Here is a 19,795-nt window from a genome sequence, read left to right as displayed (position 1 = left end):
CGTTCACTGGGAACGGAGCCGGTCGCCGGTTCAGCCGCGCGCGGCCTTGAGCAGGTCCTCGCGGGTGGTGAACTTGACCCGCGGACGTCCCGAGGCCTTGCCCGCGGATTTCTCCGCCGTATCGATCGCCTTCCAGCCCGCGCGGTCGACCAGATCGGCCTGCCGCTGCGCGAGCAAAGCCTTCAGTGCGGCCCGATCGGCCTGTGGCGCACCGAGTCTGCCGGTGCTGAAGTCGGCGAGCAGCTGCTCGACGGTCTCCTCGGAGTCCATGCGGTTGGACCCGATGACACCGCGCGGACCGCGCTTGATCCAGCCGCTCACATAGACACCGGGCAGCGGGATACCGTCTTCGCCGATTACCCGCCCGTGCTCATTGGGAATGACCGCGCGGCGCTCGTCGAAGGGCAGACCCTTGATCGGTTCGCCCTTGTAGCCGATCGAGCGCAGCACCAGCCCGGTCTCGAGGGTTTCGGTGCGATCGGTCGCGCGCGCCACCAATTGGCCATTCTCACTGACCAATTCGTTGTGCGCGAACTCCACCGACTCGACGTGCTCGGTGCCGTGCAACGCGGTCGGCGAGGTCAGGTAGCGGAAGACGATCCGCTTGTTCGCCGGATCGCGGCGGCCCGCCGCGAACTCCTCGGCGAGGGTGTACTTGAGCTGCAGTGACGGCTCGACCTCCGGATCGTCGAGCAGCGCCTGGCTGGCCGGGTCGAGCGCGAGGTCGGCCTCGTCGACGACGATATCGACGCCCTTCAGATGCGCGAGCGCCAGGAACTCCGGCGAGGTGTAGGCCGCCTGCAGCGGACCACGCCTGCCGAGCACGACCACCTCGCGGATATTGCTGGCGCGCAGCGCATCCAGGGCATAGTCGGCGATATCGGTCTTGGCGAGTTCGTCCGGATCCACCGTCAGCACGCGGGCGACATCGAGGGCGACATTGCCATTGCCGACGATCACCGCGCGCTCGGCGGACAGGTCGAAGTGTCGGTCCGCAAAGTCGGGGTGGCCGTTGTACCAGGCGACGAACTCGGTCGCCGAATGGCTGCCGGGCAGATCCTCACCGGGCACGCCAAGGTGCCGGTCGGAGGATGCGCCGACGGCATAGATGACCGCGTGGTGATGGGCCAGCAGTTCCTCGTGCGTGATGTGCGTACCGACCTCGACATTGAGGTAGTACTGCAGCGTCTCGCGACGGAACGCCGACTCGAACAGGCCCGAGACCGTCTTGGTGCCTGGGTGGTCGGGGGCGACACCCGCGCGCACCAGCCCCCACGGCGTGGGTAGCCGGTCGAACATCTCGACCTCGACATCGCAGCGCCGCAGCAGTTCGTCGGCGGCGTAGCAGGCGGCGGGCCCCGCCCCGACAATGGCGACGCGCAGGGTGCCGAGCTCCTTGGGCGGACGTGCCGGCGTGACGATCGGATCGAAGTTCGATTCGAGCGGATGCCGTTGGAAGTAGGCGGCATTGATGTCACGGAACCTGGCCAGTGACGCGGTCAGATCATCCTCGGAGAAGATGGCCTCAACCGGGCACGCGTCGACGCAGGCACCGCAGTCGATACAGGTGTCGGGATCGATGTAGAGCATTTCGGTGGTCGCGAACTCCGGCTGATCCGGGGTAGGACGAATGCAATCGACCGGGCACTCAGTGACGCAGCTGGCGTCGTTGCAACAACGCTGCGTGATTACGTAGGCCATATTGTGCAGATCCTCGAAAATGTACGTGGGTTGTAGCCACCCAAGGGGTCAGGTGTGGGCGGGAGCGTCACCGCCGCGGAGCCTGCGGGGGGTGCCCCGGGGGCGCCGCGTTGTGATGCCGCTTTCAGTTTGCCTCGAGTGTGGTCGAGGCCTCTCTTCCGCTAGGCCTTACGGTATCTGCATGGTGCGGACTCTGATCCTCATGCGGCACGGTAAATCGGCCTACCCCGACGGTATCTCCGATCACGAGCGCCCGCTCGCGCGACGCGGTCAGCGTGAGGCCGGCCTGGCCGGACAGTGGTTGCGCGATACCCAGCCACCGATCGATGCGGTGCGGTGCTCGACCGCCACGCGCACCCGCGAGACCCTGGCCGCCACCGGCGTCACCGCGCCGGTGGTCTATGAGGCGGGCATCTATGAGGCGTCGCCGCGCACGCTCATCGAGTTGATCCAGCTCAGCGATGACGATGTCGAGACGCTGCTGGTGATCGGGCACGCGCCCGGAATGCCGTGGACGGCATGGGAGTTGGCGAGCAACCGGGATTCCGATCCGGCGATCGAGCTCAGCAGGAAATTCCCCACCTCGGCACTCGCGGTGCTCGAATTCGACCGGCCGTGGGCGCAGGTGGATGAGGGCACCGGCGATCTGGTGCGCTTCCACATCCCGCGTTGAGCACGGGCTCGGCGTCGTCAGCGCAGTAGCTTGCCGCCGACGACCACAACGACGCCGAGGACGACGAGCAGGACGAACGCGGCGAATCCGCCGAGCAGCCACCACACGACGCCGAGCGCCAGCACGAACGGTGCCACCGCGATGGCGGTGATCACCGGGCTTTCCTTGACCGTGGCCCAGGCCGCGCGGCCCCTGATCCGGTCGATGTCCTTACCTGGCATGTCACCAGGGTAGGTGCGAAAACCAGTTCTCGCCGTCGAGCCGGTGGGATGCTCAGCGGATGGATTGGAAAATCGAACTGGTCGCCATTCCGGTGACCGACGTGGACCGCGCCAAGGATTTCTACACCAAGATCGGCTTCAATGCCGATCACGACCACCGAGTCAGTGAGAGCCTGCGCTTCGTCCAACTCACCCCACCCGGCTCCGGCTGCTCCATCTGCATCGGCGAGGGCATCACCGACGCCGCACCCGGCAGCGTCGTGGGCATGCAGGTAGTAGTCGCGAGCGCCGAGGACGCATACCAACAGCTTGTCGCAGCAGGTGTGGAGGCAACCCCCGTGAAAGATATGGGCTGGGGCCTGTTCACCTTCTTCGCCGATCCCGACGGGAACAAGTGGGCGGTACAGGAGTTGCCCGAGCGCGACTGAGTCCGAGACATCGGCCCACGTCGGTCATCGCCGCGCAGCAGTGCGCGGCGATGACCATGTTCAGGCTCCGATGGCCCATGCAAGGTACGCAGGCGGCGGCGAGCGGTTCCGAATTTCGGCAGAATCAAGACTTGCTTGGAGTGCACTCCAGGTTATTAACGTCGTTGGTGTTCATCGAGAAGGGCGAGTGCAGTGGGTGGAGCCGTAGGTCAGGTTGTCGGTGATCAGCAGGCCGTCGATATCGATCGGGAGAAGCCGCAGTATTCGATCGGCGAGGCGGCTGATCGGTCCGGGCTCAGCCGCGACACGTTGCGCTGGTACGAGCGGATCGGGTTGATGAACTACATCGGGCGCGATCACGCCGGGAAGCGCCGGTTCAGCAATCGCGATCTGGAGTGGTTGGCATTGATCGGCCGGCTGCGCGCCACCGGCATGTCGGTGGCGGACATGGTCCGCTACGCCGAATTGGTGCGGGAGGGGGAATCCACCGTGCCCGAGCGGCTGCAGATGTTCCGCAATACCCGCGCCGAGGTGCTCGCCAAGATCGACGAACTTCGCCAGACGGTGGCCGTGCTGGATTACAAGATCGACCTGTACGAGGGCAAGACCTCCGCCGTCAAACCGGCCGCACTCACACAACCATGCGAAGGGACCAAGATATGAATGCTGCACCGCGTAGCGATTCCACGGAGGGTGGCGACCGGGTGACGGGTGGGCAGCTTCCCACCACAACCTTGGGCGCCAGCGGCATCCAGGTGGGCGCACAGGGCCTGGGCTGCATGGGAATCAGCGATTTCTACGGCCCCTCGGACCTGACCGAATCGCGGGCGACCCTCGATCGCGCACTGGAACTCGGCGTCACGCTGTTCGACACGGCCGATATCTACGGCTCGGGCCACAACGAGGAATTCCTCAGCGATTTCGTGCGGGCCAACCGCGACCGGGTGGTACTCGCCACCAAGTTCGGCATTGTCCGCAAGGCCGACGATCCCACTTACCGCGGCATCGAGAACTCCCCCGAATACATCCGCAAAGCGGTCGATGCCAGCCTGGCCCGTCTCGGCATCGACACCATCGACCTGTACTACATGCACCGTCGCGATCCGGCGGTCCCGATCGAGGAATCGGTCGGCGCGATGGCCGAGCTCGTCGCGCAGGGCAAGGTTCGGGCGCTGGGCCTATCCGAAGTGACCGGCAACGAACTGCGCGCAGCCCATGCGGTGCATCCGATCGCGGCCGTGCAGTCCGAATGGTCGCTGTTCTCCCGGGATGGCGAGCGCAGCGCGGTACCCACGGCCGCCGAACTCGGCATCACCTTCGTGCCGTACTCGCCGCTGGGCCGTGGATTCCTCACCGGCTCCTTCGCCGCGGCCAGCGAATTGACCGATGGCACGGACTTCCGACACCTGCAGCCACGCTTCTCCGGCGATAACGCGGCACACAATGTCGAACTGCTCGCGCCGCTGCGCACCATCGCGGACGCCCGCGGTATCTCGCTCGCCCAGGTGGCATTGGCGTGGGTGCACGCGCAGGCGGGTGTGCACGGGCTGACGGTGGTCCCGATTCCGGGCACCCGCAGCCGCACCCGGCTCGCCGATAACGTTGCCGCCGCGACCATTTCGCTCACCGCCGAGGAACTGGCCACGCTGGACCCGATCGCCGACAAGGTGGCCGGAGACCGGTACAGGGATATGTCCTTCACCTCCGTCGGCCGGGAATGACCGCGCGTAATGCACGCACGGCAGATCAGGAGTAATCGGTGTCCACACTGACCCTCAATGTCCGGTTCACCGCCAAGCCCGGTCACGAGACCGAGTTGCGCGAGACGCTGGAGGATATGGTCGCGCCGACGCTCGCCGAACCAGGTTGTCTGGCCTATGAGCTGTACCTGCACCCGAGCGATCCGAGCCGCGTCGTGCTGCTCGAGGAGTGGGTCGACGAGGCGGCGCTCGCGGCACATTTCGAAACGCCGCATCTGAAGGAGTGCGCCGCCACATTGGCGGAGATCCTGCTCGAGCCGTTGCAGGTCCGGCGGTTCAACAACGTCGGCTGAGCCAGCACGGCAAACGATCGCAGCACGGCGATCCGGACCACAGTCCGGGCACATCGCCGTGCTGCTCTACTATCCGGACCCATGGAGTACCCAGACGGGCGTGTGTTCATGGATAAGCAGACCCCGGAAGCGTTTCGAGCGCTGAACACCGTGGCCAGCACGGTCCGCGCGGCGGGCGCCGCGGCCGGACTCGACCGCAGGCTCATCGAATTGATCAACGTGCGTGTCTCGCAGATCAACGGCTGCGCCTATTGCCTCGACGTGCACCATCGCGCGGCCGTCGCGGCCGGGGCCACCGAGCGCGAACTCGCCGTGCTGCCCGCATGGGACCGCACCGAGCTGTACACACCGCAGGAACGGGCCGCGCTGGCACTGGCCGAACTCACCACCACATTGCCGGATGAGGCGACGATGGACCGTGAGTACGCTCGGGCCCGAGAGCATTTATCCGATGATCAGGTCTCGGCGATCCTCTGGATCGCCACCACGATCGGCGCGTTCAACCGGGTGTCGATCCTCAGCAAGCATCCAGTGCGCCCACGGAAGGAGAAGCCGACCATGACCGAACCGACGCCCGAGAGCAAGGTCGTCCGCAATGACGAGAAGAGCCGCTATGAGGTGTTCTTCGATGGCGAGCTGGCCGGGTTCAGCGAATACGAGGAGCGCGATGACGAGACGGTGTTCATCCACACCGAGATCGATGGCGGGTTCTCCGGTAAGGGCCTCGGCAGCATCCTGGCCAAGAACGCGGTCGAGGATGTGATCGCCCGCGGCCGGGTGATCCGGCCGCTGTGCCCGTTCATCAAGGCATATCTCGAGAAGCATCCGCAGTACGACGCGCATGTGGTCGGCAAGGGCGTCACGCGATGAGTGATCTCGAGCTGCATCCGGAGGAGGCGGTCTGCGAGGCATCGCCCGGTTCCGGACCGGTCGCGGAGTTCTATCCGGCACGCGAGGTCCCACTCGGCGGTGTGCGCGGCGTCTACGTGGAACGCGTACTGCCGCAACGTGATCTGCCGACCGTCGGCGCCTGGTGCTTCCTCGACCATTTCGGCTCGCCAACGGTCACCAAGACGGGTGCGTCGCCGGATATCGACCCGCATCCGCATATCGGACTGCAGACCGTGACCTGGCCGTTCGACGGACGGATCCGCCATCGCGATTCGGTCGGCTCCGATGTGGAAATCGAACCGGGTCAGCTGAACCTGATGACCTCCGGCCGCGGCATCGCGCATTCCGAGTACGGCATCGCCGGTGCGCACGCCGGGCACGGGCTGCAGCTGTGGATCGCATTGCCCGGCGACAGTCTCGGCATCGATCCGCATTTCGAGCAGCATCGCGACCTGCCGGTCTACCAGGGCGCAGGGCTGCAGGCCATCGTGCTGATCGGCACCTTCGCCGGACTCACCTCACCCGCCAAGGCCTATACGCCGATCGTCGGCGCGGATGTGCGGATCGAGCCCAGCACCGACACCACCATCACCCTCGATCCCGATTTCGAGCACGCGCTCATGGTGATCGACGGCGACCTCACCGCCGCCGACACCGAAATCGCCGCCGGCCCACTGCTCTATCTGGGCACCGGACGCGACGAACTGCGACTCAGCAGCACCGCGGGCGCCCACTTCGCGCTGATCGGTGGCGAACCGTTCGGCGAAGAACTGGTGATGTGGTGGAACTTCGTCGGCCGCAGCCACGAGGACATCGTCGCGGCCCGAAATGATTGGGAAAAGCACGATCTCGACCGTTTCGCCGATATCGCGGGCCACACTCCGGAACAGCGCATCCCGGCTCCGCCATTGCCGGGTCTGCATCTGAAGCCGCGCAAGCGTCGAATCGGCCAGGCCAGAACCTGAATTCGAGGCGCCGCCGCGCGGCACCGGTGAAATCACCGGGCGTGCCCCTCTTCTGATGTCGATCACGAAACGGTATCGTCGGCAACCAAAACGGACATTCCACTCGGGTGGCGCGACGAGAAGAGCACGATGAGGATCTCCACTATTACCGCGACAGCACTGCTGGCGCTGGCGACCACCACCATCGGAGCCGGTGTCGTGCACGCGGAACCCGCACCGCCCGTGGCGAATTCGACCGCCGACGCACCACTCGATCTGCAGGGCGTATTCCAGCAGATCGGCTACCACGTCACGGCGGCCGAGAACCGCCATGCCGTGGTGACCACCATTTCGGAGGGTCGCTGGGATCTGGTCCGGGAGAACAGGGTCGTCTCGCTGACCGATCACAACGGGCAGGTCGTCGCCGCGCTGCCGACCGCGCTGAATATCGGCGGACACCGGATCAATCTGGCCCCGGTCATCGATGAGGCGGGTACGCGGCTGTCGCTGACGCCCATCAGCAAGTCGGATGAGCCGGTGCGCGATGTCAGCACCCAGGAGCGCTTCTTCGGTCAGATCGAGAAGTCGATGCCGCAGGTCCTGACCGGTGCGGCCATCGGTGCGGCTATCGGGTTCGTACTCGGCTTCCCCCTCGGCCTGTTCGTCGTCGACTTCGTCACCGTTCCGATCACCACGGTGGTAGGTGGCGTCATCGGCGCGTTTGCCGGTCTGTCGACCGGCGGTGGTGAGCCCGCGGTCCAGGCCGCGATGGACTACTTCAACGTCAATCCCTGAACGCCATTGTGGGTGGGGAGCAGGCGCTGCGTGCCGATCACCCGCAGCAGATCCAGCTTCTCCGCCGCATCGGTACCCGGACGGGGCAGGTAGACGAGTAGTCGCTGGGCCTCGTTCGGGGTGAGCAGGGTTTCGCAGATGGTATCGATCAGACCGACCTCGGGATGCAGGATCCGCTTGGTGTCGGAGATCCGCACCGCCACTTCGTGTTCGTTCCAGAACCGCTCGAATTCCGCACTCGCGGAACGCAATCGGCTCACGAATTCGGTGACATCGGCGTCGCCGGAACGACGCGCGGCGGTCGCGCGCAGGTCCGCGACATGCTTGCGGCCCAGCCGATCCCAATCCTCCGCCGGGAAGATGGCCCGCGATGACGGGTCGGTGAACCAGCGCCAGGCGTAGAACCGATCCCAGCCGCGCCGATTCGCGTGGTCACCGACGAGCAGCGTGTGCATCCGGTTCTGCACCAAGACCTCGCCGAGGTCGGTGATAACGGTGGCCGCGGTGTCGTCGAGCTTCGCCAGCACATGCAGGATCCCGGGGCCGACGTGCTTATCCGCGAGCTCACGCCCGGGCGCGGCGTGGTCGCACAGGTGGTAGAGATGGTCGCGTTCGTCATTGCTGAAGCGCAGCGCCCGCGCCAGCGCGGCGAGCACCTGCGTGGACGGCCGCGGGCCACGGGACTGCTCCAACCGGGTGTAGTAATCGGTCGACATGCCCGCGAGTAGGGCGACCTCGTCCCGGCGCAGGCCGGGGGTGCGCCGGCGGACCCCCGGCGGCAGCCCGACATCGGCAGGCGTCAGCTGTTCGCGGCGCCTGCGCAGGAAATCGGCCAGTTCGGATCGGTCCATGTCACCACTGTCCCGCAATAACCGGCGCCGAGCCAGGGATCGCCGATCCCCCGATAGGCGATCTCTGCCGCACCCCTTTCCTAGGGGGCAGGCTTGATGCCATGACGACATCGAAGATCACCACCGATACCGAACTCGGCAAAACCGGCCCTGCGGTCAGCCGCATCGGACTCGGCGCCATGGGCATGTCCGGCATGTACGGCGCCGCCGATGACACCGAATCGATCGCGACCATCCACGCCGCTCTGGACTCCGGCGCCAACCTCATCGACACCGGCGACTTCTACGGCGCGGGCCATAACGAGATGCTGATCGGTCGGGCCATCGCCGAACGTCCCCGTGCGGATGTGGTGCTCAGTGTGAAGTTCGGCGCGCTGCGCGGACCGGGTGGCACCTGGGGCGGCACCGACAACCGCCCCGTCGCACTGCGCAACTTCCTCATCTACAGCCTGCAGCGCCTCGGCGTCGACTACATCGACATCTACCGACCCGCGCGCCTGGACCGGAACGTGCCGATCGAGGACACCATCGGCGCCATGGCCGAACTCGTCGAGGCGGGCTACATCCGACACATCGGACTGTCCGAGGTCGGTGTGGAGACCATCCGCCGGGCCGCGGCTGTGCATCCGATCGCGGATCTGCAGATCGAATACTCGTTGATCTCGCGCGGTATCGAGGCCGAAATCCTGCCCGCGGTACGGGAACTCGGCATCGCGATCACCGCGTATGGCGTGCTGTCACGCGGTCTGCTGAGCGATTCGGTGCGCCGGGGCACGACCTTCGCCCCCACCGACTTCCGTGCGCACAGCCCGCGCTTCCAGGGTGAGAATCTCGACCAGAACCTCAAATTGGTCGAGGCGCTCGCGAATATCGCCGCGACGAAGGATGTTTCGATCGCACAGCTGGCCATCGCCTGGACGCTGACCCGGGGCGCGGATATCGTGCCGATCCTCGGCGCGCGCACCCGCGAACGCTGGGCAGAATCCCTTGGCGCACTGGATATCCAGCTCAGCGTCGAGGAACTGGCGAGCATCGAGGCCGCGGTGCCCGCGGATCGGATCGCGGGTGAGCGCTATGCGGCCGCGCAGATGACGTTGCTGGACAGCGAGCGCTGATCTGGCCGGGAGAGCGGCTCGGCCGCCCTCCCGACTACCGCCTGTCCGATATGCGCGGTCACTTGGGATGGATGACCGCGATGAAAGCCGACGCGGCAACCGACTTTCCGGTGTTGTCGGTAATGTCCACCGGCACCGCCAATTCGACATCGACCCGCGCCGCGATATCGGCACAGACCCGCTCGATCGGCGGCAGCGGGAAACGGTCAGTACGAGGACGTACTCGTCAGCGTGACGACGAGATAGCCGATCGCGAGCACCGCACAGGCCACATTGGCAACGGTGGCGGCGATCGCCCAAGTCTTCGCCTTCTTGGACGCATCGAACGCACCCGCGAAATCCCCGCTGTGCCATTTCGAATGCACCTGCGCACCGAAGAGAATCGATACGATGCCGAGCACGGAACCCACCATGCAGGTGAGGGTCCCGAGGATGGTGGCCCCGATCGCCCAGCCCAGATGGGCGGGCGGCTCCGCCGGCGGGTACTGCGGATATCCGTACCCCGGCTGCGAACCATATCCCGGCTGGTTGATGGGGTAGCCGTAACCGCCTGGCTGTTGCCCATCAGTCATGGCAGTGATCCCGTCTCGAAGTCGGCGGCAGGGCCCGGCAGTTCCGGCCGCGGCCGTTACCAGCGTACGAACCCAACCCGCGTCGCGCACCACAGCCCTGCGCCGGATGGACTAGCCGTGATACGACCTGGGCAGCCGGTAACCGCGTTCAGCGAGGATGGCGCGCAACAGATCCGGACGGTTGGTGATCAGTCCGTCCACGCCGAGATCGATCAGCGCGGTCATGGTGGCGCGATCATCCACCGTCCACGGCACCACGGTCATGCCGCGCTGATGTGCGGCGTGGACCAGTTCGGCGGTGGTGAACGCCGCATAGCGCGGATCCTCGACCGTGCCGTCCTGCGGGCTGCCGTGCACCGGCGACAGGATATTCGCGCCGAAGGACGCCGCTGCCGCCACATATTTCTCCGGCAGCGTGCCCGAGAAATCATCGATATCGATTCCACCCAACCAGGGCGACGCACCCGGCTGACCGGCCTGCAGAAACTGCTGCCCATTTGTCAGCGCGACGATCGGCAATTCCGGCGCTACCTGCCGCATCCGCATCAGCGCACCCCAGTCGAAACTCTGTATGGTCACCCGGTTTTCGAAATGCGCCCGATGCACCTGCGCCGCGACCACCTGGACGAACTGCTCCCGCGGCGCGGTCTGCTCCGGAGCAGACGCCTCCACCTTCGTTTCGATATTCAGCATGACGTCATCGGCTCGATACGCCCGCACCAGATCGAATACCTCCGATAGCAACGGCATTCGCTCCCCCGGCACGGTTCGCTGATCCGGAAATGCGGCCGATCGCTTGGAGCCACAATCGATTGTCCGCACCTGAGCCAATGTCAGATCCCGAATGAACTGCGTACCGGGCACATACGGAAACCGCGGATCACCCGGAAACGCGGGCGCGGTGTCGACACATTTGTCCGGACTCGGATCCCGATCGTGGGTGACCACTGCGAACCCATCCGCGGTGATCTGCACATCCAACTCCAAGGTACTGACGCCGAGCTCCAAGGCATTCGCGAACGCGGCCAGAGTGTTCTCCACCACCAGCGCGGCACCACCCCGATGCGCCTGCAGATCGAAACTTCGCCCCGGTCCGTCCGCCGACGCCGCACCGGCGGCGGCCATCAACGCCCCAGCCAGACCAGCCACGAACCACGGTCGCATGCACCTCATCGTGGCAAACCCACCCCACGACCGCGCAACCATCGAATGAACAACCAACGCGGGGACCCGGCTTCGGCTCCGGACTGCGGCATCGTCGCCGATCAGTGCGGCGACCAGCCGCCGACTCCATCCGACCTGACATTCGTCGATCCTGGCCGTGGTCATGGTCCGGCGGATCGGCCGGGATGGTGATCACGTTATGCACGCTGCCGTGGCTGGGGTTCATGCCGGACAAAGCGGCCGTCGGCCGCCGATTGCGATGGCCTACGCCCCGCTGCGCCATCGACGGTCCGGCGAGCGCGCAGGCCGCCGACCAAACAGAGCACTGCACCCAGCGCGACCCAGGTGACCAGCACGCTGACGGCGTGGGCGGCGCCGCGGCCGTCGAAGAAGGCGGTCGATCGCAGCAACCGGCCACCGGCCCCTGGCGGCAGCAGTTGGCCGAGCGTGCCGGACCAGCCGGGCAGCATCTCGGGTGCGGTCGCCGTGCCCGAGAGGGGGTTGCCGATGAGCATCATGACCAGCGCACCGATCCCGATTCCGGCAAATCCGAGCAGGGATTCCAGCCCGAGGACCGTTAGGGAGGTGGCCGCGATGGTCAGGGCGACGGCCGCGCTGTTCGCCGGATAGGACCCGCTCAGTGAGCCGAGCCAGAACTGCAGGATCGCTGCCACGGTCAGGCCGGCGGTTGCCGCGAAGGCGAGCGCCCCAGTAGCCCGACGGACGGCGCCGTGAACGAGCCTGGTCAGCAGCACTGCGGCCAGCAGACCGCCCATCACCAGTGGCAGGGCACCTGCGGACAGGCCAGCGCCGCGTGGGTCGTCGCCGGGCAGGGCGGCGAGGTCGCGGACAGCGACCGGCGAGCCGGTGCTGCCCGCCTGGCCGAGGGCGGTCGCCATGGACTGCAGGGTCTGGGCGACCGCGGTGCTGGCGGCGGAGGCGACGATGACGTGCGGGGTACCGGAGCTGAGGTCGATCGCCCCGTACACCTGCCGGTTGCGGATGAGTTGTTCCGCGGCGGCGGTGTCTGCAACTTCGGTGATCTCGAAGCCGCCCGGCAGATGCTGATCGAGTGCGGCGCGAATCTGTGCGACCGCGGTGGTCGGCCCGGCGACGGCGATCGGCACATCGTGCACCGACGACCGTACCGATGGCCAGGCAAAAGCAATGAGCAGCACGCTGATGATCGCGGTGAGCAGGACGACTGCTCCGGCCACAACCGGCCATCGTGACGGAAGCGCATCGCTGGCGAGCGGTGCCTGCGTGGTCATATCTACTCCTCGAACATTGGGCCGTGACCGGTGTTCATCGCAGTGTGAGTGGAGTTTCGGATTCGATGTGGGTCAGTTTCTGCGGGTTGCGGACGTAGTAGATGCCGCTGATGTGGGTGTCCTCGACGCGTATCGCGATGACGCCGTCGAGTTCCCCGTCCACGTGCAGCGCCAGTGCGGGGCTGCCGTTGACCATGGTCGCCGCGACGGTGAGCGTGACGCCCTTCTTGGTGAGTCCGCCGACGATGAAACGGGCCACCTTGTCGGCGCCGATAATCGGCCGCGGTGTGGCCTGCTTGATGCCACCTCCATCGCTGATCGCCACGACGTCGGGTGCGAGCACGTCGAGCAGGCTCCGTAGGTCGCGGGTCTCGAGCGCGCGTCGGAACGCCTCGACAGCCGCCTCGGCCTGGCCCGCGGTGACCGAGCGGCGTGGGCGGCGGGCTTCGACGTGGCGGCGGGCGCGATGGGCGATCTGGTGCACGGCGGCAGGGGTCTTGTCGACCGCGGCCGCGATCTCGTCGTAGCCGATCCCGAACGCTTCACGCAGCACGAACACCGCCCGTTCGGTCGGGGTCAGTGTCTCCAGGACGAGCATCAGTGCCATCGACACGCTCTCCGCGAGTTCGACGTCGCAGGCCACATCCGGGGTGGTGAGCAGCGGCTCCGGCAGCCAGGAGCCCACATAGGCCTCTCTGCGGCGCTTCATCGCGCGCAGCCGGTTGAGCGCTTGGCGGGTGGTGATCCGGACCAGGTAGGCGCGCGGCTCGTCGACCTGCACCGTGTCGACTCCGACCCAGCGCAACCAGGTTTCCTGCAAGACGTCATCGGCGTCGGCCGCCGATCCGAGCAGCTCGTAGGCCACGGTGAACAGCAGGTTGCGGTGGGCGAGGAAGGTCTCCGTCGCCGCGACGATGATGTGATCGCCGCCGTCGCGACCCACGGCCGCGCTGTCGGCACGCGGCTGCCCGCCGGGTTCACCTGTCGTGTCCATGAATCCCTCTCCTGTCGGCCGTCAGTAGTCGTTGGAGCCCACCGGCCGCCGATGACGCGCGTGCGGCAACGCCTTCGATCCAGGGCGCTGCCGCACATCGCGCCGTCACGTGCAATTGGGCGCGGTGACGGCTTTCGGTGCGTTACGCGACCGGTGCTGCCGCCGCGTCGCCGCGCTGTGCCTGCAGCAGCTGCGGCCGGTGCCTGCCGTCCTTGGGCCAGGAGTGCGAACCGGGCTTATGCGCTTCGGTCACCAGATGTTTCACGCTGGCAGCGCAGGCGAACTCCTTGAGCTTCTTGCCTGCGACCCCGCTGAAATACAGCCGCATCGCGGTGTCGTCCTTGCGACCGAGTTGGAAGATCCCGGTGCCCCGGCCGAAGCTGATGCACATCGCGGGGAACGACAGGTCGATCGTCGACGGCTGCTCCCCCGCGATCCGGCTCAGCACCGTGTCGGCTGCCTGTGCGCCCAGGCATCCCGCGGCATAGGCGCTCATCCGGAACGGCAGGCCCGACGGTGCAGACGAATCCCCCGCCGCCAGGATGCGGTCGTCATCGACGCTGGTCAGTGTTTCGTCGGTGAGCAGACGCCCGGCGGTATCGGTGCGCAACCCGCTGTGGTCGGCCAGATCGGGCACACCGAAGCCCGCGGTCCAGATGGTGACCCGACTCGCCAGCATGCGACCGTCACCGAGTTCCACGGCACCCTCGGTCACCTCGGCGACCGAGGCCTCGGGGCCTTCCAGCACGGTGACGCCCAGTCCGGCGAGATATTTGCGGGCCGTGCGCCGAGCCCTCGGGTGCAGGTACGGACCGAGGACACCGCCACAGACCAACGTGATCGTGCGCCCCTGCTCCGCCAGTTCGGCAGCTGTCTCAATGCCCGTCGGGCCGCCCCCGACGACCGTCACCGGGACCGTCATGGGCGTGTCGTACAGCACCGACCGCACCCGCTGCGCCGCCTCCAATGTCGCGATCGGATACGCGAACTCGGCCGCGCCCGGCACCCGCGGGCCGGAGCTGCCGCTGCCCACCGCATAGATCAGGTAGTCGTAGCCGATACTGCCGCCCTCGGCCAGCGTCACACTGCGCCCGGCCACATCGATCCGCGTCACGCTGTCGACGACCAGCCGGACCCCGTCGGCCAGCACTTCCCGGTAGTCGACGACCGCATCGTGCGTCCCGCCCACGAGCTGGTGCAGACGCAGCCGCGGCACGAAGACCGGACGCGGATTGATCACGGTCACCGTCACGTCGTCGCGCTGCGTCAAACGATTGGCCGCCATCACACCGGCGTATCCGCCGCCGACAACGACCACACCGACGTTCGTATTCATGGTGTCTCCTTCGGTCCGAGAGGCTCGAATACAAGACACCGCAGCGCCGAACATCCTGACATCATGTGATGCAGATCACTGAATAGGCTGGGTGTGCGTCACTCATCACGCGGTGCAGGAGCTGGCTGCGACCAGGTCTCGGCACAGCAGTCGCCGAGCATCTGACCAATCGCCCGACAGGTCAGAAACGAAGGTTCGCAAGATGCCGTCGCCGAACTCGATCACGCCCCGATGAGCGAACGCACCCGCGACGGCTCGGCGCAGCCCGCGCGGCCGCACCGGCGGCCAGAACCCGTACGCGGACCTTTGATACGGAAACGCAAATCGGCCCCCGCTCCGAATGGAACGGGGGCCGAATGCTGTTACGGCACTGCCGGATTACCGGTAGTCGCTGAAACCGTAATCGTCGAGCGGAACCGCGGCACCGGTGGTGGCGCCGAAGCTGTCCGGGCTGTAGTAGGTGTCGTCGTAGGACGGCACGGCGTACGCCGCGGCACGAGCCTCTTCGGTCGGCTGAACCTGGATGTTGCGGTAGCGGTTGATGCCGGTACCGGCCGGGATCAGCTTGCCGATGATCACGTTTTCCTTGAGGCCGATGAGCTTGTCCGAGCGGCAGTTGATGGCCGCGTCGGTCAGAACTCGGGTGGTCTCCTGGAAGGATGCCGCCGAGAGCCACGAATCGGTCGCCAGCGACGCCTTCGTGATACCCATCAGCACCGGGCGACCCGCCGCGGGCTCATTGCCCTCGGCGACGACGCGACGGTTGGAGGCCTCGAACTCGGACCGCTCGGTGAGCGAGCCGGGCAGGAACTCCGTGGCACCCGAGTCGATGATCGTCACGCGACGCAGCATCTGGCGCACGATGACCTCGATGTGCTTGTCGTGGATCGACACACCCTGCGAGCGGTAGACCTCCTGGACCTCGTGGACCAGGTGGATCTGCACCTGACGGGGGCCCATCACGCGCAGCACCTCGTGCGGATCCGCCGCGCCTTCCAGCAGCTGCTGACCGACCTCGACGTGGTCACCATCGGAGAGCAGACGCTCGGTGCCGTCGTCGTGCTTGAACACACGCAGGCGCTGACGCTTCGAGAGCTTGTCGTAGACAACCTCTTCGCCACCGTCATCCGGGATGATGGTGATCTTGTAGAAGCGATCGTCGTCCTCGAGCCGCACCCGTCCCGAGACCTCCGCGATGGGCGCCTTGCCCTTGGGCACACGAGCCTCGAAGAGCTCCTGCACACGAGGCAGACCGCCGGTGATGTCATCACCCGCGACACCACCCTGGTGGAAGGTACGCATGGTCAGCTGGGTACCGGGCTCACCGATGGACTGCGCGGCGACGATACCGACGGCCTCGCCGATATCCACCAGCTTGCCGGTCGCCATCGAGCGGCCGTAGCAGGTGGCGCAGACGCCGGTGCCGGTGGTGCAGGTCAGCACGGAGCGGACCTTCACATCGGTGATGCCGGCGTCGAGCAGTGCCTCGATGGCCGGGTCGCCGAGGTCGGCGCCCTTCTCCACGATGACATTGCCCTTCGCGTCGATCGCGTCGGCCGCGAGCGTCCGCGCGTAGGCGGAGGTCTCCACGTGCGCGTCCCGGATCAGCGAGCCGTCGAGCTGCTTCTCCGCGATCGGCACCAGGATGCCGCGCTCGGTGCCACAGTCGTGCTCGCGCACGATGACGTCCTGCGAGACGTCCACCAGACGACGGGTCAGGTAACCCGAGTCGGCGGTGCGAAGCGCGGTGTCGGCCAGACCCTTACGGGCACCGTGGGTGTTGATGAAGTACTCCAGAACCGTCAGGCCCTCGCGGAAGGAGGACTTGATCGGCCGCGGGATGAACTCACCCTTCGGGTTGGTAACCAGACCCTTCATACCGGCGAGGGTACGAGTCTGGGTGAAGTTACCGGTCGCGCCCGAGTCGACGATCGTGATGATCGGGTTGTCGGCCGGGTAGTGCGAACGCAGCGCCTTACCGACCTCTTCGGTCGCTTCCTGCCAGATCTTGACCAGGGCGTTGTTGCGCTCCTGATGATCGAGAGCACCACGCTGGTACTTCTTCTCGATCTGATCGGACTGCGCCTCGTAGCGCTCCATGATCTCGGTCTTCTCCGGCGGAACGAGCACGTCCGACATCGAGACCGTCACACCGGAACGGGTGGCCCAGTAGAAGCCAGCGTCCTTCAGCTTGTCGACGGTCTGCGCGACCACGATCATCGGGTAGCGCTCGGCCAGATCATTGATGATCGTCGCCTGACGCTTCTTCGGCATCTGCTCGTTGATGAACGCGTAGTCCGCCGGGAGCAGCTCGTTGAACAGCACGCGACCAAGGGTGGTCTCGGCAATCCACGCGTCGCCGCGGCTCCAGCCCTCCGGGAACAGCTCCGCCTCGATAGCCTTCGGCGGGCGCTGGTCGGTGAGCCGCACCTTGATCAGCGAACGCACGGTGAGCTCACCACGGTCCACCGCCATCTGCGCCTCGGCGGGCGAGGAGTACACGCCCTGCTCCGGTGCGTCCTTCGTGGCCGCCTGGTACTCGCCCCGCGCGCCCTCTTCCAGGCGGGTCAGGTAGTACAGGCCGGTCACCATGTCCAGACGCGGCATGGCCAGCGGTCGACCCGAGGCAGGCGACAGGATGTTGTTCGAGGACAGCATCAGGATGCGGGCCTCGGCCTGCGCCTCTGCCGACAACGGCAGGTGCACGGCCATCTGGTCACCGTCGAAGTCGGCGTTGAACGCCTCACAGACCAGTGGGTGCAGCTGGATGGCCTTACCTTCCACCAGCTGCGGCTCGAAGGCCTGGATGCCGAGGCGGTGCAGGGTAGGCGCACGGTTCAGCAGCACCGGGTGCTCGGCGATGACCTCTTCGAGGACATCCCACACCTGGGGCCGCTGCCGCTCGACCATCCGCTTGGCGGACTTGATGTTCTGCGCGTGGTTCAGGTCGACCAGACGCTTCATCACGAACGGCTTGAACAGCTCCAGCGCCATCAGCTTGGGCAGACCGCACTGGTGCAGCTTCAGCTGCGGACCGACCACGATGACCGAACGGCCCGAGTAGTCGACACGCTTACCGAGCAGGTTCTGCCGGAAACGACCCTGCTTACCCTTGAGCAGATCGCTCAGGGACTTCAGCGGGCGGTTACCCGGACCGGTGACCGGACGGCCGCGGCGGCCGTTGTCGAACAGCGCGTCCACCGACTCCTGCAGCATCCGCTTCTCGTTGTTGACGATGATCTCGGGCGCACCCAGATCGATCAGTCGCTTGAGGCGGTTGTTGCGGTTGATCACGCGGCGGTACAGGTCGTTCAGGTCGGAGGTGGCGAAGCGGCCACCGTCGAGCTGAACCATCGGGCGCAGCTCCGGCGGGATCACCGGAACGGCGTCGAGCACCATGCCCATGGGCGAGTTGCCATTGGCCTGGAAGGCCGCGACAACCTTGAGCCGCTTGAGCGCGCGCAGCTTCTTCTGGCCCTTGCCGGAGCGAATGGTTTCGCGCAGCGACTCGGCCTCGGCGTCGATGTCGAAGTTCTCCATCAGCTTCTGGATGGACTCCGCACCCATGGCGCCGGTGAAGTACTCGCCGTAGCGGTCGATCAGCTCGCGGTAGAGAACCTCGTCCACGATGAGCTGCTTGACCGACAGCTTGGTGAAGGTGCTCCAGATCTCGTCGAGCCGGTCCAGTTCGCGCTGGGCCCGGTCGCGGAGCTGACGCATCTCGCGCTCGCCGCCGTCCTTGACCTTGCGGCGCACATCGGACTTGGCACCCTCGGCCTCGAGCTCGGCCAGATCGGCCTCGAGCTTCTGGGCGCGGGCCTCCAGGTCGGCGTCGCGCTGATCGGCGACGGCCTTCTTCTCGACCTCCATCTCGGCCTCGAGCGTGGAGAGCTCGTTGTGACGCAGCTCCTCGTCGACACCGACGATGACGTAGGCGGCGAAGTAGATGATCTTTTCCAGATCCTTCGGCGCCAGGTCGAGCAGGTACCCGAGGCGCGAAGGCACACCCTTGAAGTACCAGATGTGGGTAACCGGAGCGGCCAGCTCGATGTGGCCCATCCGCTCACGGCGCACCTTGGCGCGAGTCACCTCGACGCCACAGCGCTCACAGATGATGCCCTTGAAGCGCACCCGCTTGTACTTACCGCAGTAGCACTCCCAGTCCCGGGTGGGACCGAAGATCTTCTCGCAGAACAAGCCGTCCTTCTCCGGCTTGAGCGTGCGGTAGTTGATGGTCTCCGGCTTCTTCACCTCGCCGTAGGACCACTGGCGGATGTCTTCGGCGGTGGCCAGACCGATCCGGAGTTCATCGAAGAAGTTGACGTCTAGCACGTAACTTCCTTTCCCCTATTCGGGTCGAATTCGAGCAAAAGTTCACTAGTTGGTGGAACGCGGAGCCGAATGCGGTTCGCAATGAACAACATTCGGCCTACCGCCTAGTTCGCCAGATCGTCGACGGTGGCGGCTTCGTTCCTGGACAGGTTGATGCCCAGGTTCGCGGCCGCGCGCTCCAGATCCTCGTCGTCACCATCGCGCATCTCGATCGCCGCGCCGTCCGAAGACAGCACCTCGACGTTGAGGCACAGTGACTGGAGTTCCTTGAGGAGCACCTTGAACGATTCCGGGATGCCCGGCTCCGGAATGTTCTCGCCCTTGACGATCGCCTCGTAGACCTTCACGCGGCCGACCACGTCGTCGGATTTGATGGTGAGCAGTTCCTGCAGCGTGTAGGCAGCGCCGTAGGCCTGCATGGCCCAGCACTCCATTTCACCGAAGCGCTGACCAC

General features: G+C 66.2%; 19 protein-coding genes and 1 pseudogene. 10 read left to right on the top strand and 10 right to left on the bottom strand.

Annotated elements, in window-relative coordinates; all coding sequences use genetic code 11:
• Positions 1-30: 30 nt before the first annotated feature.
• Positions 31-1,701, bottom strand: a complete 1,671-nt coding sequence (locus ACWEO2_RS35795; protein WP_452409410.1) for an FAD-dependent oxidoreductase — start codon at positions 1,699-1,701, stop codon at positions 31-33.
• A gap of 181 nt (positions 1,702-1,882) precedes the next feature.
• Between ACWEO2_RS35795 and ACWEO2_RS35790 the strand changes: the two genes are divergently transcribed.
• Positions 1,883-2,374 (top strand): SixA phosphatase family protein, encoded by a 492-nt coding sequence (locus ACWEO2_RS35790; protein WP_452409409.1) that lies wholly within the window; start codon positions 1,883-1,885, stop codon positions 2,372-2,374.
• Positions 2,375-2,391: 17 nt separating this feature from the next.
• Here the strand turns inward: ACWEO2_RS35790 and ACWEO2_RS35785 are convergent, their stop codons facing one another.
• A complete protein-coding gene (locus ACWEO2_RS35785) occupies positions 2,392-2,595 on the bottom strand; it encodes a hypothetical protein (RefSeq protein ID WP_354961774.1) in 204 nt (67 codons plus the stop codon).
• A 59-nt stretch (positions 2,596-2,654) separates the two neighbouring features.
• On the opposite strand from ACWEO2_RS35785, the gene ACWEO2_RS35780 reads away from it, so the two are divergent.
• The 8 genes and pseudogenes from ACWEO2_RS35780 to ACWEO2_RS35745 all read left to right on the top strand — a co-directional run bounded on the left by ACWEO2_RS35780 (position 2,655) and on the right by ACWEO2_RS35745 (position 7,706).
• A complete protein-coding gene (locus ACWEO2_RS35780; protein WP_452409408.1) occupies positions 2,655-3,023 on the top strand; it encodes a glyoxalase superfamily protein in 369 nt (122 codons plus the stop codon).
• 192 nt (positions 3,024-3,215) lie between these two features.
• Positions 3,216-3,686, top strand: a complete 471-nt coding sequence (locus ACWEO2_RS35775; protein ID WP_452409407.1) for a MerR family transcriptional regulator — start codon at positions 3,216-3,218, stop codon at positions 3,684-3,686.
• Positions 3,683-4,744, top strand: coding sequence for an aldo/keto reductase (locus ACWEO2_RS35770; RefSeq protein ID WP_452409406.1), 1,062 nt, complete (start codon positions 3,683-3,685; stop codon positions 4,742-4,744). The genes ACWEO2_RS35775 and ACWEO2_RS35770 overlap by 4 nt, the downstream gene beginning before the upstream one ends.
• Before the next feature lie 38 nt (positions 4,745-4,782).
• Positions 4,783-5,076 carry a putative quinol monooxygenase gene (locus ACWEO2_RS35765; protein WP_452409405.1) on the top strand — a complete coding sequence of 98 codons (294 nt, stop codon included), beginning with the start codon at positions 4,783-4,785 and terminating at the stop codon, positions 5,074-5,076.
• Positions 5,077-5,157: 81 nt separating this feature from the next.
• Positions 5,158-5,622 (top strand): annotated as a pseudogene (locus ACWEO2_RS35760) (carboxymuconolactone decarboxylase family protein); the annotation flags it as partial.
• Between the two features lie 12 nt (positions 5,623-5,634).
• Positions 5,635-5,946, top strand: coding sequence for a GNAT family N-acetyltransferase (locus tag ACWEO2_RS35755; protein ID WP_355184639.1), 312 nt, complete (start codon positions 5,635-5,637; stop codon positions 5,944-5,946).
• Positions 5,943-6,932, top strand: coding sequence for a pirin family protein (locus tag ACWEO2_RS35750; protein WP_452409404.1), 990 nt, complete (start codon positions 5,943-5,945; stop codon positions 6,930-6,932). Before ACWEO2_RS35755 ends, ACWEO2_RS35750 begins: the two co-directional genes overlap by 4 nt.
• 129 nt (positions 6,933-7,061) lie before the next feature.
• Positions 7,062-7,706: a hypothetical protein gene (locus ACWEO2_RS35745; protein WP_452409403.1), complete on the top strand. Its 645-nt coding sequence runs from the start codon at positions 7,062-7,064 to the stop codon at positions 7,704-7,706.
• Here the strand turns inward: ACWEO2_RS35745 and ACWEO2_RS35740 are convergent.
• Entirely contained in the window at positions 7,685-8,557 is an 873-nt protein-coding gene (locus ACWEO2_RS35740) for a helix-turn-helix transcriptional regulator (RefSeq protein ID WP_452409402.1), read from the bottom strand. The genes ACWEO2_RS35745 and ACWEO2_RS35740 overlap by 22 nt on opposite strands.
• Positions 8,558-8,658: 101 nt before the next feature.
• On the opposite strand from ACWEO2_RS35740, the gene ACWEO2_RS35735 reads away from it, so the two are divergent.
• Complete coding sequence (locus ACWEO2_RS35735) at positions 8,659-9,672, top strand: aldo/keto reductase (protein WP_452409401.1); 1,014 nt, start codon at positions 8,659-8,661, stop codon at positions 9,670-9,672.
• A 206-nt stretch (positions 9,673-9,878) separates the two neighbouring features.
• On the opposite strand, the gene ACWEO2_RS35730 is transcribed toward ACWEO2_RS35735, so the two are convergent.
• The 7 genes from ACWEO2_RS35730 to ACWEO2_RS35700 form a co-directional block, all read right to left on the bottom strand.
• Positions 9,879-10,244 (bottom strand): CD225/dispanin family protein, encoded by a 366-nt coding sequence (locus tag ACWEO2_RS35730; protein ID WP_452409400.1) that lies wholly within the window; start codon positions 10,242-10,244, stop codon positions 9,879-9,881.
• 111 nt (positions 10,245-10,355) lie between these two features.
• On the bottom strand, positions 10,356-11,408 hold the full coding sequence (locus ACWEO2_RS35725; protein WP_452409399.1) for a glycerophosphodiester phosphodiesterase family protein: 1,053 nt from the start codon (positions 11,406-11,408) through the stop codon (positions 10,356-10,358).
• Positions 11,409-11,605: 197 nt separating this feature from the next.
• Positions 11,606-12,679, bottom strand: a complete 1,074-nt coding sequence (locus ACWEO2_RS35720; RefSeq protein WP_452409398.1) for a hypothetical protein — start codon at positions 12,677-12,679, stop codon at positions 11,606-11,608.
• A 34-nt stretch (positions 12,680-12,713) separates the two neighbouring features.
• On the bottom strand, positions 12,714-13,673 hold the full coding sequence (locus ACWEO2_RS35715; RefSeq protein ID WP_452409397.1) for an RNA polymerase sigma-70 factor: 960 nt from the start codon (positions 13,671-13,673) through the stop codon (positions 12,714-12,716).
• A gap of 142 nt (positions 13,674-13,815) precedes the next feature.
• A complete protein-coding gene (locus tag ACWEO2_RS35710; protein WP_452409396.1) occupies positions 13,816-15,009 on the bottom strand; it encodes an NAD(P)/FAD-dependent oxidoreductase in 1,194 nt (397 codons plus the stop codon).
• A gap of 378 nt (positions 15,010-15,387) precedes the next feature.
• Entirely contained in the window at positions 15,388-19,341 is a 3,954-nt protein-coding gene (locus ACWEO2_RS35705) for a DNA-directed RNA polymerase subunit beta' (RefSeq protein ID WP_452409395.1), read from the bottom strand.
• A 104-nt stretch (positions 19,342-19,445) separates the two neighbouring features.
• A partial coding sequence (locus tag ACWEO2_RS35700) for a DNA-directed RNA polymerase subunit beta (protein WP_452409394.1) occupies positions 19,446-19,795 on the bottom strand: 350 nt, incomplete at its 5' end.

The sequence above is a fragment of the Nocardia sp. NPDC004278 genome (assembly GCF_053602975.1).
The sequence above is the reverse complement of the archived record's forward strand: the minus strand, read 5'-3'. Positions and strand labels throughout refer to the sequence as shown.

Coding starts and splice junctions, on each gene's coding strand:
- ACWEO2_RS35780 (WP_452409408.1), top strand. CDS start 2,655: ATGGATTGGAAAATCGAACTGGTCGCCATTCCGGTGACCGACGTGGAC.
- ACWEO2_RS35710 (WP_452409396.1), bottom strand. CDS start 15,009: ATGAATACGAACGTCGGTGTGGTCGTTGTCGGCGGCGGATACGCCGGT.
- ACWEO2_RS35725 (WP_452409399.1), bottom strand. CDS start 11,408: ATGCGACCGTGGTTCGTGGCTGGTCTGGCTGGGGCGTTGATGGCCGCC.
- ACWEO2_RS35770 (WP_452409406.1), top strand. CDS start 3,683: ATGAATGCTGCACCGCGTAGCGATTCCACGGAGGGTGGCGACCGGGTG.
- ACWEO2_RS35790 (WP_452409409.1), top strand. CDS start 1,883: ATGGTGCGGACTCTGATCCTCATGCGGCACGGTAAATCGGCCTACCCC.
- ACWEO2_RS35720 (WP_452409398.1), bottom strand. CDS start 12,679: ATGACCACGCAGGCACCGCTCGCCAGCGATGCGCTTCCGTCACGATGG.
- ACWEO2_RS35715 (WP_452409397.1), bottom strand. CDS start 13,673: ATGGACACGACAGGTGAACCCGGCGGGCAGCCGCGTGCCGACAGCGCG.
- ACWEO2_RS35755 (WP_355184639.1), top strand. CDS start 5,635: ATGACCGAACCGACGCCCGAGAGCAAGGTCGTCCGCAATGACGAGAAG.
- ACWEO2_RS35785 (WP_354961774.1), bottom strand. CDS start 2,595: ATGCCAGGTAAGGACATCGACCGGATCAGGGGCCGCGCGGCCTGGGCC.
- ACWEO2_RS35740 (WP_452409402.1), bottom strand. CDS start 8,557: ATGGACCGATCCGAACTGGCCGATTTCCTGCGCAGGCGCCGCGAACAG.
- ACWEO2_RS35730 (WP_452409400.1), bottom strand. CDS start 10,244: ATGACTGATGGGCAACAGCCAGGCGGTTACGGCTACCCCATCAACCAG.
- ACWEO2_RS35745 (WP_452409403.1), top strand. CDS start 7,062: ATGAGGATCTCCACTATTACCGCGACAGCACTGCTGGCGCTGGCGACC.
- ACWEO2_RS35735 (WP_452409401.1), top strand. CDS start 8,659: ATGACGACATCGAAGATCACCACCGATACCGAACTCGGCAAAACCGGC.
- ACWEO2_RS35750 (WP_452409404.1), top strand. CDS start 5,943: ATGAGTGATCTCGAGCTGCATCCGGAGGAGGCGGTCTGCGAGGCATCG.
- ACWEO2_RS35795 (WP_452409410.1), bottom strand. CDS start 1,701: ATGGCCTACGTAATCACGCAGCGTTGTTGCAACGACGCCAGCTGCGTC.